The sequence below is a fragment of the Wolbachia endosymbiont (group A) of Apoderus coryli genome, assembly GCF_947251615.1.
Classification (GTDB): Bacteria; Pseudomonadota; Alphaproteobacteria; order Rickettsiales; family Anaplasmataceae; genus Wolbachia.
Genome location: NZ_OX366367.1, coordinates 804,300 through 818,961, shown reverse-complemented (window position 1 = coordinate 818,961; position 14,662 = coordinate 804,300). Strand labels below are relative to the sequence as shown.

Below are 14,662 nucleotides of genomic sequence, written 5' to 3'. Positions count from 1 at the left end.
AACTATGCACAACAGTAACACTGAAACTAAGAATAAGTATAAAATAGAGGATTTACCTAAGCTCTTTAAGGAAAAATCCAAAAACATAAGTAAAGCATTTTCTAGCGAAACAATTAAGATCAGTACTATTCGCTCGAGAAGTATTGAAAGCAATATACAAAAATTTTCATTTGAGCTAACAGCAACAGATAAAGACACCTTTAATATAAGATTATTTAGAATAAACCCTTTAATTGATTTTTTCAAAATCTGCCTTCCTCAGGAAAAAAATTTTACAGTCAACATGAAAGTGCCGAAAGAAAGCAGTGAATTATATAATAACTACCGTAAAACTAACAGTTATAAAACTGTAGAAGAATTCATAAATAATGCTCCATCTAAAATTCTCTTACAAGGAGTAACAATAACACTACAAACAGATGCTAAAGACATTAACCTGGATAATTTGCACCAAATTGGGTCATTTTTAAACGAAAAGTCAAAACATGCAGAAAAAACTAAAAATGAAGACAAAAAAGAACAGAGTGAAACTAACCAAAAAAATGCACAAAATAGACAAATCGTACCAGTTACAGGCTCATTTGGCTTCGATGTAACAAATAATGGAAAACAAGTTACACGCGCTTCGATAGCAGTTGCTGCAATGCATGAAAACGTTTTCTGGTTTAGATCTTTTTTCTGTCTACCCAATCTTTTTAATACGTCACAATTCTTTTCTCAACAATTGCCAAAATTTTCTATACAGAGCAACAATATACTATTTGGTGTCATTCCAGCGCTTGACGCTGGAATCCAGGAAAAAAGAAACATGGATCCAAGTAGTCAAGCTACTCGGATGACAGGGGGTAGTATAGAAAATCCAATACCTCAAGAAGCAGAACAGAATGTAGGTCAAACTACTTCGCACACAGAGTATTTTAAAGCTAATAGAAAAAAATCGAAAAAGCAATCTCAAGAACTACCAGAAGAAGAAAAACAATCTACCATAAAACAAGCACGAAATGATGCTAGAGTAGCTATGATAGATAACCAAATTGAGCACAGGGGGAAAAAACTCGATGAAATATTTATTGAAGTGATGAGTGGATACAAAAATCAAGATCCAGAAACATTTTGCAATATTTTCAGCTCAGTATTCAATATTGTTTACTTTCAAGATAAACAATTACATGCAATATTAGAGCCAGGCGAAATATCAGAAGTATTACAGATACTCGAAAGGCCACAACCTCTTAGTAACTCACTTTTAGGTAAAGAATATTTACAAAAACAAGTATATAGAAAAAAAGAGCAATTGCTTAAATTAGTTTCAGGTGTTTATATACAACAACCTTCTCCACAACATGAAAATACTCCTCACAAATCTACAAACCCTTTACCAATTAAAGATCTTTCACCAGCAACAAATGAAGCTAAAACTCTACCACCTACTAACATTACACTCAAATCATCATTAAAAACTGTATTTTCCTCAAAAAAGGCTTATTTTTGTCTATTTATAATAGTAGCATCTGCATCGACACTTTGCTTATGGCATTTTCCGTTAGGAAAAGTGTCAATGTTAAAAGGATTAGTGCCACCAGAAAAAAGAGAAAGTATTGGGTTAGCATTGAACATAGGACTACCAATATTAATCGCGCTGTGTATTTTGAATTTAGCTCGCTTTATATATTCTGAATATTCTATAGAATCTGTTAAGCAAGTAAGTGAAAACGATCCCCTTTCTCACGCCTATAGCTAGTGCAGGCTCAGTTTTTCTACGTCATACCGCCGCGGTATCTCTAGATCCCGCTAACAAGCAGCGGGATGACGATTGTCGTTTAGCTACAAACGTTAAGAAATTTACCAAACGGAAAAAAAGGCAAAAGAAGCCCCGTGGTTGGCTAGTTACTTACATTATACTTTCAAGTATGGCGTTTTTTTATTCTAAACACTTAATAACCGCGATTCAGCTGCTTTTAAATGCAACTAATCTAAATTATAAACATTAAGAAATTTACTAAACAGAAAAAAAGGCAAAAGAAACCCTAGGGTAGCTAGTTATTCACTATCCATTTTTTAAGTTGGCGTTTTTTGATGTTTTAAATGCTTTATAAGCGTATTTCAGCTTGTGTAGGTAAAAACCTAGAAATTTGATAAAGACATAAGGTGCACATAGTGCAAAAAATTAAACATGAGACGCCAAATACGTTGAGTTTTTTTGTCATTTAATCTGTACAGAGAAGATAAATAAATAGCTTCAGTTTCATGATAAAGGGGCTGGCGAAGGGTGTCAAGTAAGTTTTTTCGTTTCTCAACGTGCTGCCAAAAACTATGCAAGAAGTCTATTGAAATCGCGTATATCGATCGTTGTAAAATCACACAATTGCTCTGTAGAGCTATGTCCTGTAATAATTACTATACCATTTTGCTCAGAGCGTATTGAGATTAGGTTCAGCACTAATTCACACGTCGCACTATCAAGATTACAAAATGGTTCATCTATCAGCCAAACGTTTGCATTAGAAATCAAGAGGCGGGCAAGCGCAACTCTTCTTCTCCAGCCTGCAGAAAGTTCGCCATATCTAATATTAAGTACAGGCTGTAACTGCAAGCAACAAACAGCTGCCACAATCAATTCCCTAGTATTTCGTATTCCTGCCCAGAATTCTATGTTTTGAGTAACAGTTAAGCTATCCTTGCAGGCATTTTTATGCCCTACGTAGACCATAGAAGGTATATAGGATTTTGGATCATCATATATGTCTTTTCCGCAGTGCCTTATATTGCCTGATACCGGCGGCAAAAGTCCAGATAAACTTCTAATTAAGCTGGTTTTACCACTACCATTTGGACCAGTGATTAGAATCTTTGATTTTGGCTCAGCTTTAAAGCTAAGATGTTTAAATAATACTTTGTTATTACGAGCGCAGGATAAATTTTCACATTCAAGCATGGATTATCTGCCCTTCCCCTTATGTTTACCTTGAGTTGAAGCCTGAGCTTTTACAAACAGCTCCCAAAATCCTTTCTGGCCGCCTTCTCTATGTATCAATTGTGCAAAACGCTGCATTAAACCATTACCCATCATAACCATCTTTGTCCATTTACCTACCGGTTTTGCTATGTCAACTATTTCTGGATCTTCTTTATAAACTTGCACATCTTTTTGTTTCTCGCGTAGCGTTTCTTGTTGCTTCAGCAACTCTTTTTGCTTATTTTTTTGATACAATTCATTGAATTTTCTGTCTTCTTCCCACTCTTCTTTAAAAACTTTTCTAGGAAATATGATTTTTCTAATGCGATTTTTGTATATTTTTCTCAAAAAGAGAAATACTGCAGCTACAGCAAGTAATGTTACGCTATATAATATGATCTGTGTAAGTGGCATTTCCTGTATCTAATTCATTAAAAATACCCTTATTATTATACCATAATTATAGAAATTGTGCAATTTTTTTGCGGGTAAAGACAGTATAAAAGCAACACTGCTCTATTTCGTAAATTGGACAAATATCTGACGAATGGGCTTGTATGTAGTAAGGTTTATTTCTATACTTTTTAAAGAATTTAGAAGTGAAACAAATATGAACTGCTATAAAACTCACACGTGTGAAGAATTAAGGAAGAACGACGTAGAAAAGGAAGTTACCCTCTCTGGATGGTTATATCGTAAGCGCGATCACGGTAACTTAATTTTTGTTGATTTAAGAGACTTCTATGGAATCACTCAACTAGTATTTAATAATGATAAAGATTTTTTTGATGAGATTTCAAATTTAAAATCAGAAAGTGTGATCACTGTTACAGGAATAGTTGAAGCTAGAACTGAAGATACGGTAAACAGCTCTATCGCAACCGGAGAAATTGAGGTTGTAGTTAGCAATTTGCACGTTGAATCGGAAGTCGAGTTCCACCGTGATGAAGAAATAGCGAAAGAAGAGAGAAGTATATTAGCGAGCATTGCTGGCGAACAAGAATACCCAGAAAATATGAGATTTAAATATCGGTTTCTTGATTTAAGGCGTGAAAAAGCCCGCAACAATATTATTCTGCGCTCACAAATTATTGCAGAACTCCGCAAGCTCATGATAGAGCAAGGGTTTTTGGAAATTCAGACTCCAATACTTACTGCTTCATCTCCTGAAGGTGCACGTGATTATTTGGTGCCAAGCAGACTAAATCTTGGTAAATTTTATGCATTGCCACAAGCTCCACAGATTTTTAAGCAATTGCTTATGGTTTCAGGGTTTGATAAATATTTTCAAATTGCACCGTGTTTCCGTGACGAAGACGCAAGGGCTGACCGTTCTCCGGGAGAGTTTTATCAGCTAGATCTTGAAATGTCTTTTGTGACTCAAGAAGACATCTTTCAGATTATTGAGTCTACCTTATATAAAATGTTCGCTAAATTTTCTCGTAAGTCTGTTGATAAAGATTTTCCACGTATTACATATAAAGAGGCAATGCTCAAATATGGTTCTGATAAGCCAGATCTGCGCAATCCACTATTAATCAGCGATGTTACAGAAATTTTCCGTGATTCAGGGTTCAATATTTTCAAAAGCAATATTGAGCGTGGTATGGTAGTGAGAGCCATCCCTGCACCTAAAACAGCAGAGGAACCACGCAGCTTCTTTGATAAAAAAATAGAACATGCGCAAAAAGAATTCGGTGCTAAGGGTCTTGGATATATAACGTTTTATAAAGATGGTACTGCGAAAGGCCCAATTGCTAAATTTCTTGATGACAATAGGCTAAACCACATAAGAGAAATAACGAATGTAAAGCCTGGAGATAGTGTGTTTTTTGCTTCTGACAAAGAGAATGAGGCAGCAACAATTGCAGGAAAAGTGCGCACTCTTTTAGGGTCAGAATTAGGTCTTATAGATGATAATATCTTCAAGTTTTGTTGGATCATTGATTTTCCCTATTTTGTATATGACGATAAAAGTAAAAAAATCGATTTCTTTCATAACCCATTCTCCATGCCACACGGTGGTCTGAAAGATTTAGAGGAAAAGAATCCACTCGATATCCTTGCTTACCAATATGATCTTGTTTGCAATGGAATAGAGTTGTCAAGTGGAGCAATTCGCAATAACAAACTGGACATCATGTATAAGGCCTTTGCCATTGCAGGTTATAGCCGGAGAGAAGTTGATACAAAATTCGGTGCACTTGTGCGTGCATTCAGATTTGGAGTACCACCTCACGGCGGAATAGCACCAGGGGTTGACAGAATGGTTATGCTGCTTGCTGATGAGCCAAATATTCGTGAAGTAATCTGTTTTCCTATGAACCAGCAAGGTGAAGATGTTCTAATGGGCGCCCCTTCCAAAGTGGACAATAAACATTTACGTGAACTGTCTTTGCAGGTCATTGAATGAAAAATTTTATAGCGAAGCAAATAGCATATTACATTATGGCAAATTGAAAATCATGAATAATATCCAAAAGGCAATACTATCAAGCATAATCTGCAATATGATTATATGGTATGAAGTAACTCTGTTTGGAGTTTTAACGCATATAATAAGCAACGTTTTTTTTCCTTCAGAAAGTAATTATTTAAGCACAATCAAATTTCTCGGTACCTTTGCAGTTGGCTTTGGATTTAGGCCACTTGGTGCATTTATTTTTGGCTACATTGGAGATAAATCCGGTAGAAGGAAAGTTTTACTTACTTCAGTGATATTAGTTTCAATACCATCTACTGTAATTGGAGTTATACCTGGGTATAAAGAAATAGGAATATTTTCTTCTATACTACTTCTATTGTGTAGAATCATGCAAGGAATGGCAGCGGGTGGAGAAACAAGTATCAACTCAGCCTTTTTAATAGAGCATTCAAGCGATAAAAAAAATCTAGGATTTCTGGGAAGCATGAAACCTTTTAGCGGCGCTCTTGGTTCTCTTACATGCTTTGTAATGATAGCTGTTTGCAAAAAGTTTACAGGTGAAAATTATGAAATTTGGGGCTGGAGATTGCCTTTCTATTTCTGTTTCATTATGGGCATAATAGGTTTTTTAACAAGATATATAATGGAAGAGAGCTTAGCATATAAAGTGCACGATCAAAATAAAAGCTTATCTAATTCTCCATTTTTAGAGTTAATCAGGGACTATAAAAAAGCATTTGTGATAGCAATTGGACTTGGTATTGCTCAAAATGCAATCGTTTATTCAGCAATCATGTTTTACAACATATCTGTAAAAGAACTTATTCTCTCAGGCATCAATATTAAAAATGTAGTAAGGATTATAGTTGAAATTACATTTGGAGCGTCTGCAGTGCTGTTTGCAATACTGTCTGATAAAGTTGGAAGAAAAAATGTAATGATTCCTACATTAGTAGCTCTAGCTTGCGCCGGTTTGCCGGCACTTTCGCTATTATCATATGATAACCACTATATTGTAACGCTCACTTTTCTATTGATAAGCGTACCGATAGGTGCATCTTTTGGAATATATAATTCTCTTGTCTGCGAGTTATTTCCAACGAAAGTTAGGTGCACGGGCTTTAGCCTCGCAAATAACATATCTGCAGGAATTTTTGGCGGCCTTTCTCCATCTGTATGCATATGGCTTATAGAAAAAACCGAAACAAAACTTGCAGCAGGCATTTATCTTACTGCCTGCGCATTAATTAGCCTAATATCTGTGCTTCAAATCAAAGCCAAAGACAGAAAAGTTGATTGGTGAAATCGTTTCAGTCGAAAAATAGCGCTTCAATAGACTTTTCAATGTGCTTAGGAATAGGAGCGGTAATAGTGATTTCTTTATTATTTGGTAATTTTAAAGATAAAGAATGTGAATGAAGGTGAATTTTACTTGCTACTCCATCAATAAAAGCTTTTTTACCACCGTATTTACCGTCACCAAGAATAGGGCAATTTATATGAGCTAAATGTGCACGTAACTGATGGGTTCTGCCGGTAATTGGTTGTAATTTTAAATAAGCAACATTGTGTTTGGATTTTGCTATAATTGAAAAATGCGTAATGGCATTTTGAGGTGAATTTTCATCAACAACTACCTTTTCTTGACCAGAAATATATTTTTTCGCCAATGGATAGTCTATTGTTCCACTATCCTTGCTCGGTATGCCAGAAGTCAATGCTAAATAAGTTTTTTTTACTCTTCGTCCTTTAAATTCCTCCATAAGGTATCTTGCAACATTAGCATTGCGTGCGAATATTATCACTCCACTCGTATCTCTATCTAGCCTATGGACAATTTTAAATGTTTCTCCCTCTCTTATTTGGTCAAGCAAATCACTAATACTAATCTTTACTTTTACGCCACCTTGAACGATGACCCCTGCGGGTTTGTTTATAGCTAATATATATTCGTCTTCATATAATATGTTCTCTCTTAGCAGATTCACTAACTTTTCATTATATTTGCGATCAGAATTAGCGTTTTCAATATAATTCAAGTGCTTCAGCGTTATAGTTTGCCCAGAGTTTACTCTGTCACTAGACTTTGCTTTGCAATCATCAACTTTGATTAATCCTTTCCTTAAAGATTTTTCAATTACAGATTGCTTTAGATCAGGAAAGATTCTTCTGATGTACCTATCCAGCCTAACGTTATCGTCTTCTACTGATATGGTTTTTATATTCTCCATTACTTTATTTGGATGTATGCTAATATCAGCTGTTTGCATGACATAAAATAAAGTATAGCACAAGATATAAACTCTTCGGCTACATGTGCTATTTATTTAGTAGATTAAATATGAAGTTTAAAACTCTGCTATTAACTTCCTGTAGAACTAGTGAAAACCAAACTTGCTTAAGACCACTTAATTAGTTATAGTTGTAAGTTTGAGGTACAGTGAAATGACAGCTTTTGTCCCTTTGATCATTTTTTTAATCTTATACCTTGGAAGTGGTGCTTATTTTTCTTTTATCGGAACTGATAATCCACTTCATCAGGTTTCACCAGTAATATGCTTGTTACCAGCACTATTTTTTGCTGTCTCACGTGGTACAAATAAAATTCAACATAACATAGATACTGTTATCAAGGGCATGGGTGACAAAAATACCCTTACTATGTGCTTGATTTTTCTATTTTCCGGAGCATTTTCTGCGGTTACTCAATCAATTGGTAGCGCAGACACTGTTGCTAATTTAATTCTTAATTTCCTTCCAGCACGATTACTACTTCCTGGAGTATTTTTGGCTTCTGCTTTTATTTCAACTGCGATTGGTACATCTATGGGAGTTGTTGCGCTGATGGTACCTATAGCTGTTAATCTGGCAAAAAGTGGAGCTTTTGGTCTTGAAATAGGAACTGCAACTGTAGTAGGTGGTGCTGTATTTGGCGATAACCTTTCGATGATATCTGATACCACCATTGCATCTGTTTCTTCACAGGGAGCTTCAGCAAAAGATAAACTTAAAATGAACTCTAAAGTTGCACTTATTGCCAGCATTATAACACTCACCTATCTGGCAGTAATTTCAAGTAGTACAAAAATTATTTCTATATCAAATTTAGATTATTATTCTATAATAAAAATTATTCCTTACATTTCTTTAATAATCATGGGGCTGCTTGAAGTCACCACTTTAGTAACAATAACTGTAAACATAATTATTGCTGGTGTGCTAGGAATAACTTTTTTTGACTATGCTATCATTCAATTTCCTCATGACGTGTATGACGGTTTCAAAAAAGTAAACGAGATAATGATATTTGCTCTATTTATCGGTGGGTTGAGCCATATAATGTACAAACAAGGTCAAAAAGCGTTGCATAAACTCATCGATGAAAGCAATATCACAAAAACTAAAGCTGAATTTGTGATAGCAGGAATTGCGTCTATGTTTACTACCTTGGTTGCCAATAATACCATTGCTATTTTACTAAGTGGTGGCATTGCAAAAAGACTCGCACAGAAACACGATATTGCACCATACCGCAGTGCATACTTATTAGATGTTTTTGCTTGTGCTACAAAAGGTATCTTACCTTATGGTTCTCAACTATTGCTGGCAGGTAGCATCGCCTTTGTATCACCTGTTTCTTTATTAACACAGGTATATTACTGCTTTATTTTAGCAGCAGTTACAATAGGCGAAATAATCATCAACAGCAGAAAAGAGAAACATCGTGCGGCTGCAACTTAGAGTTTCTCTTTTTTTACCCATAAGGAACGGAATTACTTGACACCCTTCGCCAGCCCCCTTATCATGAGACTGAAGGTATTCAGTTATCTTCATCTGTGCAGATTAAATATTTCTAGGTTTTTACCTATATAAGCTGAAACGCGCTTATAAGTCGTTTAAGACAGTATAGTACGCCAATTTGCAGGATTAGAGAGTGACAACTAGCTAACACGGGGTTTCTTTTGCCTTTTTTTCTGCTTAGTAAATTTCTTAAACATTTAAACAAAGGTGAGTTGCATTTAAAAGCAGCTAAATTGCAGTGTTTAAGACTTAAAAAAACGCCAATACTGAAAATAGACAATTACTAGGGCTTCTTTTGCCTTTTTTTTCGTTTGGTAAATTTCTTAATGTTTATAGCTAAAAGAGCCCAAGAGAGGTGTCATTCCAGTGCCCCTGTGATGTCATTCCAGTGCTTGACACTGGAATCCAGTTTTCCATATAATCTCATCGAAAACGTTGTAACCACTTTCTATGCTAGTTTGCTTGTTTACAAGCAAACTTTCCTGGATCCCAGTGTCTGGGCACTGGGATGACACCATTCTTTTTCCTGGATTCCAAACTGGGATGACAGCTAGCCTGACAATCGTCATCCCGCTACGTGTTAGCGGGATCTAGAGATACTGTGACGGTATGACGTAGGACTGCTGTCATCCCGCTACTTGTTAGCGGCTAAGAGATACCGCGGCGGTATGACGGTTCGCGGTGGCATGACGATAAGCTCGTCATCCCGCTGCTTGTTAGCGGATGAGATACCGCGGCGGTATGACGGTTCGTGGCGGTATGACGTTAGCTATTGTGCTACACCTTTCCCCTTTCCCCTGAAACTAAAATCTATATACTTAACTTTAGGAACTTCAAAATACGATGCGATCTAATATTAGGCAGTTATTTTACTATATAAAGCCTAATCTATCTTATTTCATCATAGCTTTTATTGCAGTTTTATTTTCAGCCTTAACGATCCTCCTCTTTGGCAGAGGCTTAAGCAATATAATTGATTCTGGTACAGAGCACGATTTTACTACCAAACTATTAGTTGCAATACTTATAGTTTTAGCCATTTCTCTCACTGCATTTACTCGGTTATATTTCATTGGCATTGGCAGCGAGAAAGTTATCGCAAGAATCAGATATGACTTATATAGCAGTATCACTGACTTGCAACCAAGTTTCTTTGAGAACACAGGCGTACAAGATGTTATCTTAGCGTTAATTACTGATACCTCTGTGCTGCAATCAATAATAAACAGCAGCTTACTAACCATATTACGAAATTTTGTGATTCTGATTGGTAGTGTTGCCATGTTATTATATACAAATATACAACTAACTGCGTATGCAGCCGCAATAATACCTATACTACTCATTATCATGACCTCACTTGGAAAAAAAGTGCGTAGCTATGCACGCTTTGCCCAGGATAAATTAAGTGAGCTTGCGTCATTTAGTGAGGAAAATTTTCGATCTATAGTGACTATCAAATCGTTTGTACTCGAAGAAAATGAAAAAACCCGTTTTAAGGAGTATTTAAACTCAGTATCAAAATCATACGTAAAATTAGTACTCTTGCGTGCTATTCTAGTAACTCTAGTTATCACGTGTGTGATAGGCTCACTAGTTGTTTTGCTCTTTTTTGGTATTAAAGAAGTCTTAAGCAATAATATAACTATTGGAGAACTCTCCTCATTTGTGTTTTATTCAGCGCTCGCAGCAGGAGCTATAAATAATTTGAGCAATAATATCAGTGATTTACAACGAGGTCTTGGAATAGTAGAGCGTTTATTTGAATTTAAAAATATGAAAAGCTCTATAGCAGATCCCGACGATCCTATAAAAATTTGTAGTGTTCAAAAAGGAATTTCGTTTAATGGCGTAACATTTTTTTATGCTGATAAGCCAGCATTAGATAACGTATCATTTTCTATAGAGGCAGGTCAAGCAGTATCAATTGTTGGACCATCTGGCAGTGGTAAAAGCACCATTTTAAAGCTTCTGCTCCGTTTTCATGATCCAAACAAAGGTAGCATTACTATCGATGGGCACAATATTAAGTCAATTGCGCTAAATGACCTCAGATCGTTGTTTGGCTTAGTGCCACAAGATCACATGATATTTTCTTGCTCAATAATGGAAAATATACTATATGGCAAACCGGGTGCTGAATATGAGGAAGTAAGGCAAGCAGCTATCGGTGCTTATGCGATGGAATTTATTGATAAGCTGCCTGATAAATTTGATACATTTGTAGGAAAAAGAGGGTTAAAACTTTCTGAAGGACAAAAACAACGTATTGTAATAGCAAGAGCCATACTCAAAAACCCTCAGGTTTTAATACTGGATGAAGCAACCTCCGCACTTGATTATGAAAGTGAAAACCTCGTGCAAAAAGCATTGAGCAAGTTAATGCAAAACAGAACAACAATCGTAATTACACACAGATTATCAACCGCACTTAAAACTGACAAGATTATAGTAATTAATCATGGAAAAGTAGAAGAAGTAGGAACTCATGACTCTCTAATAAGTAAAGACGGGCTATATGCAAAATTAGCGAAGATACAGTGGAATTGAAAGAAAATTTAAATCATACCGTTAGTTGATATGCTAGATTTATAATCACAATTATTAAATCTTTAATTATTGTGATTTATAATAACATCATAGTATTTTTTAAAGGATTATTATGTTTTCTCATTGCAGTAATTTACCAAAACTACCATTTACGGGTTATAATTTGCCAGCTTTACCAGCACCAGTATCGAACTGTGCACAAGCTTGTGCACCTGCATACACACCTTGTGCTACTAATTCGTGCCACAATCATTTTAACTCATATCATAACTATTATGACACATGTCATAATCCTTGTGATGAATTTGGTTTTTTTTGTTAGAAGATTGTTTTTAAACAATTCATAAACGCACGTCTAGCTATACGTGCTTCCAAGAGCACATGGGTGTTATTCAACCCATGTGTTTCATATTTTGCTTGAGAAGATAAGCAATTGTTATTCGCAGTGGCTATAGCAGTTCTACCAAAATTTATTTCAGCAACACGACTAATTTGACTGCTGACAGCTTCTTCTTGGAATCTTAATTCTGCTCATAGTAAAATTTCTAAACTCTAATATCTATTACTTGTATAACGGCTGGAAAGAGGACTTTGAGTATGCTAATTTTAATCTTTAAATTATTACTTTTTTAACCATTGTATACTATAATTATAGTAATTTTTAATTACTAAGGAAACTATTATGAACTACAGTCTTTTTTCACAATCATACGCTTCTCCATACACGGCTTACACCTCTGAACCACGAAATTGTGCACACGTGCATCCGTGTATTCCTACACATACAACTTGCACTCCCAAACTATGGAACCACCATCCTTGCTTTGAACCATGCAACCCTACCACCATTAACATACGTATACCACCTTGTCCACAGCCTGAACCTAAACCTGAACCTAAAGAACCAATTGACTTTTCAAAGCTTGCAATACTAATCAACCCAGTTACTGGCGAGATTCTTGATGCCACTACTAAGGAATCTACTGGTAAAAATTTTAAAGAATGTCAAAAAATTATAGAAGAAACTAAAAACGATCTTGAAATTGGCCCAAACAATAAACTCATAGGAGGATGTGATAGCGATGCTTCATGTAAAGCTTGTGTGGATGCAATAAATTCTTCCATATCAGATTCACGTAAAGTAACAGCATTTTTTTCTGAAGAGATGTCAGTACCAGAAGATACTTTTGAAGTTATTTAGGAGCACTACAGAGGTGGGTATTCACTGCACCTCTACTTATAATTAATTTTTAATAATCATGACTTACCAATGGAGGTATACTATGTTAAAAAATAACCTTTTTTATCCATGTCAACAGGGTAAAAGCTATATACATCACCGACCACTTAGAATATGTGATACTAATAATATGCCGCTGGTAATCAACAAGGATAAGACCGGTGGATGTGATAAGAATGCAATACAGAAGGAGATAGAAGGTAAAATAAAGGAAAATGTTAAGAATGAACTGAAGAAAGACCTTAAGTGTGAAATTGATGATAAGACTAAGGGTGAAATAAAGGAAAACGTTAAGAATGAACTGAAGAAAGACCTTAAGTGTGAAATTGATGATAAGACTAAGGGTGAAATAAAGGAAAATGTTAAGAATGAACTGAAGAAAGACCTTAAGTGTGAAATTGATGATAAGACTAAGGGTGAAATAAAGGAAAATGTTAAGAATGAACTGAAGAAAGACCTTAAGTGTGAAATTGATGATAAGACTAAGGGTGAAATGAAGGAAAATATTAAGAATGAACTGAAGAAAGACCTTAAATGTGAAATTGATGATAAGACTAAGGGTGAAATGAAGGAAAATATTAAGAATGAACTGAAGAAAGACCTTAAATGTGAAATTGATGATAAGACTAAGGAGGAAATGAAAAATAAAATAAAAGACGAAATAAAGGATGAGATAGATTGTAAATGTGATAAGGATGCTATACAGAAGGAGATAGAGGATAAAATAAAGGACAAGTTGAAAGAATTTATTAAAGATACTGTAATTGAGGAAGTCAAAGGTAATATTGATAAAGAATGTCCTCCTGAAGATGGTATTATTATTATGCCTAAAGTAATCACTCCAGAACACGCTATAATTAACAAATGCGGAGCTTACTCTGGCTATTATAAATACTCTCCTGAGAATCAGGTAGGTCATTATGCTTTTAATACATCAGATATACTAAAGAAACTGTATCCTGAGATGTTTGATAACCCTAAAATTATGGAACACATAAAATCAGGTGCAAATGCTCCATATTCAGCACATAATTTTAAGCTTGCTTTTTCAGATGATATTAACTATGCGTGGGGTAGCCCTAGCAACATGTGGTGTAAAAAGTGTACAGAACTTCCCAATGACTCCGTTTGCAAGAGTGACACAGAGACTAAAAGTCTTTGTTATTCTGCAAAGAGCAGTTACGACACTAAAGAATATAGCAAAAACTTCTTTAATGAAGAATGTCCTAACCTTGTTAGTAAACCTATTCAAATGGGATCGGAAGAACAAAATATAATTACGAAGCAGGGTATGCCGCTGTTGCTTGTTAATTACAAAACAGGAAAGATAATAAATAAAGATGGTGAAGAAACTGATCAGCATTATGCTGTATGTCAGCGTTACCTTAAAGATGATGGTAGACCTAAATCGATAGAGGATTGTGGTAATGGTGAAGCCTGCAAGAAGTGCATTAAAACACTGAACGAATCCATTTGGGATGCTGGAGATAAAACGATTATATTAAAAATTCCTGCGTTTAATGACCAGATGCTCAAGTCCGATATGGCAACAAGTGCAACAAGTATATATGAAAATGAGAACGATAACGCTTCTTATTATACTAGCAATAACGACTTAATATAAACCATAACTTTTCTGGGTCGAAAGACCCAGAAAAGGTCGCCTTACACCAAACAAAGAATAGAGATA

Annotated in this window: 12 protein-coding genes; 8 read left to right on the top strand and 4 right to left on the bottom strand. The window is 35.3% G+C overall.

The window, feature by feature from the left end; genetic code table 11:
- Positions 1-4: 4 nt before the first annotated feature.
- Positions 5-1,741, top strand: coding sequence for a hypothetical protein (locus OPR43_RS04165; protein ID WP_265034316.1), 1,737 nt, complete (start codon positions 5-7; stop codon positions 1,739-1,741).
- A gap of 570 nt (positions 1,742-2,311) precedes the next feature.
- Here the strand turns inward: OPR43_RS04165 and ccmA are convergent.
- Both ccmA and OPR43_RS04155 read right to left on the bottom strand, forming a co-directional pair.
- Positions 2,312-2,935 carry a heme ABC exporter ATP-binding protein CcmA gene (gene ccmA / locus OPR43_RS04160; protein WP_265025494.1) on the bottom strand — a complete coding sequence of 208 codons (624 nt, stop codon included), beginning with the start codon at positions 2,933-2,935 and terminating at the stop codon, positions 2,312-2,314.
- Between the two features lie 3 nt (positions 2,936-2,938).
- On the bottom strand, positions 2,939-3,370 hold the full coding sequence (locus OPR43_RS04155; RefSeq protein ID WP_006279891.1) for a hypothetical protein: 432 nt from the start codon (positions 3,368-3,370) through the stop codon (positions 2,939-2,941).
- A gap of 196 nt (positions 3,371-3,566) precedes the next feature.
- Between OPR43_RS04155 and aspS the strand changes: the two genes are divergently transcribed.
- Together aspS and OPR43_RS04145 are read left to right on the top strand one after the other, a co-directional pair.
- Positions 3,567-5,369: an aspartate--tRNA ligase gene (gene aspS, locus OPR43_RS04150; RefSeq protein WP_265034315.1), complete on the top strand. Its 1,803-nt coding sequence runs from the start codon at positions 3,567-3,569 to the stop codon at positions 5,367-5,369.
- Positions 5,370-5,421: 52 nt separating this feature from the next.
- A complete protein-coding gene (locus OPR43_RS04145; RefSeq protein ID WP_265035654.1) occupies positions 5,422-6,684 on the top strand; it encodes an MFS transporter in 1,263 nt (420 codons plus the stop codon).
- A gap of 7 nt (positions 6,685-6,691) precedes the next feature.
- On the opposite strand, the gene OPR43_RS04140 is transcribed toward OPR43_RS04145, so the two are convergent.
- Positions 6,692-7,651, bottom strand: a complete 960-nt coding sequence (locus OPR43_RS04140) for an RluA family pseudouridine synthase (RefSeq protein WP_265034314.1) — start codon at positions 7,649-7,651, stop codon at positions 6,692-6,694.
- A gap of 175 nt (positions 7,652-7,826) precedes the next feature.
- Here OPR43_RS04140 and OPR43_RS04135 point away from each other — a divergent pair, with 175 nt between their 5' ends.
- Positions 7,827-9,122 (top strand): Na+/H+ antiporter NhaC family protein, encoded by a 1,296-nt coding sequence (locus OPR43_RS04135; protein ID WP_265034313.1) that lies wholly within the window; start codon positions 7,827-7,829, stop codon positions 9,120-9,122.
- A gap of 440 nt (positions 9,123-9,562) precedes the next feature.
- Here the strand turns inward: OPR43_RS04135 and OPR43_RS04130 are convergent, their stop codons facing one another.
- Positions 9,563-9,751 (bottom strand): hypothetical protein, encoded by a 189-nt coding sequence (locus OPR43_RS04130; protein ID WP_265034312.1) that lies wholly within the window; start codon positions 9,749-9,751, stop codon positions 9,563-9,565.
- Positions 9,752-9,820: 69 nt separating this feature from the next.
- On the opposite strand from OPR43_RS04130, the gene OPR43_RS04125 reads away from it, so the two are divergent.
- From OPR43_RS04125 to OPR43_RS04110, 4 genes are all read left to right on the top strand, one after another.
- Complete coding sequence (locus OPR43_RS04125) at positions 9,821-10,036, top strand: hypothetical protein (RefSeq protein WP_265034311.1); 216 nt, start codon at positions 9,821-9,823, stop codon at positions 10,034-10,036.
- Positions 10,026-11,732, top strand: a complete 1,707-nt coding sequence (locus tag OPR43_RS04120) for an ABC transporter ATP-binding protein (protein ID WP_265034310.1) — start codon at positions 10,026-10,028, stop codon at positions 11,730-11,732. Before OPR43_RS04125 ends, OPR43_RS04120 begins: the two co-directional genes overlap by 11 nt.
- Before the next feature lie 682 nt (positions 11,733-12,414).
- Positions 12,415-12,933, top strand: coding sequence for a hypothetical protein (locus OPR43_RS04115; RefSeq protein WP_265034309.1), 519 nt, complete (start codon positions 12,415-12,417; stop codon positions 12,931-12,933).
- An 82-nt stretch (positions 12,934-13,015) separates the two neighbouring features.
- Positions 13,016-14,596, top strand: a complete 1,581-nt coding sequence (locus OPR43_RS04110; RefSeq protein ID WP_265034308.1) for a hypothetical protein — start codon at positions 13,016-13,018, stop codon at positions 14,594-14,596.
- Positions 14,597-14,662 lie beyond the last annotated feature (66 nt).

Coding starts and splice junctions, on each gene's coding strand:
- OPR43_RS04145 (WP_265035654.1), top strand. CDS start 5,422: ATGAATAATATCCAAAAGGCAATACTATCAAGCATAATCTGCAATATG.
- aspS (WP_265034315.1), top strand. CDS start 3,567: ATGAACTGCTATAAAACTCACACGTGTGAAGAATTAAGGAAGAACGAC.
- OPR43_RS04130 (WP_265034312.1), bottom strand. CDS start 9,751: ATGACGATTGTCAGGCTAGCTGTCATCCCAGTTTGGAATCCAGGAAAA.
- OPR43_RS04115 (WP_265034309.1), top strand. CDS start 12,415: ATGAACTACAGTCTTTTTTCACAATCATACGCTTCTCCATACACGGCT.
- OPR43_RS04120 (WP_265034310.1), top strand. CDS start 10,026: ATGCGATCTAATATTAGGCAGTTATTTTACTATATAAAGCCTAATCTA.
- OPR43_RS04140 (WP_265034314.1), bottom strand. CDS start 7,651: ATGCAAACAGCTGATATTAGCATACATCCAAATAAAGTAATGGAGAAT.
- ccmA (WP_265025494.1), bottom strand. CDS start 2,935: ATGCTTGAATGTGAAAATTTATCCTGCGCTCGTAATAACAAAGTATTA.
- OPR43_RS04110 (WP_265034308.1), top strand. CDS start 13,016: ATGTTAAAAAATAACCTTTTTTATCCATGTCAACAGGGTAAAAGCTAT.
- OPR43_RS04155 (WP_006279891.1), bottom strand. CDS start 3,370: ATGCCACTTACACAGATCATATTATATAGCGTAACATTACTTGCTGTA.
- OPR43_RS04165 (WP_265034316.1), top strand. CDS start 5: ATGCACAACAGTAACACTGAAACTAAGAATAAGTATAAAATAGAGGAT.
- OPR43_RS04135 (WP_265034313.1), top strand. CDS start 7,827: ATGACAGCTTTTGTCCCTTTGATCATTTTTTTAATCTTATACCTTGGA.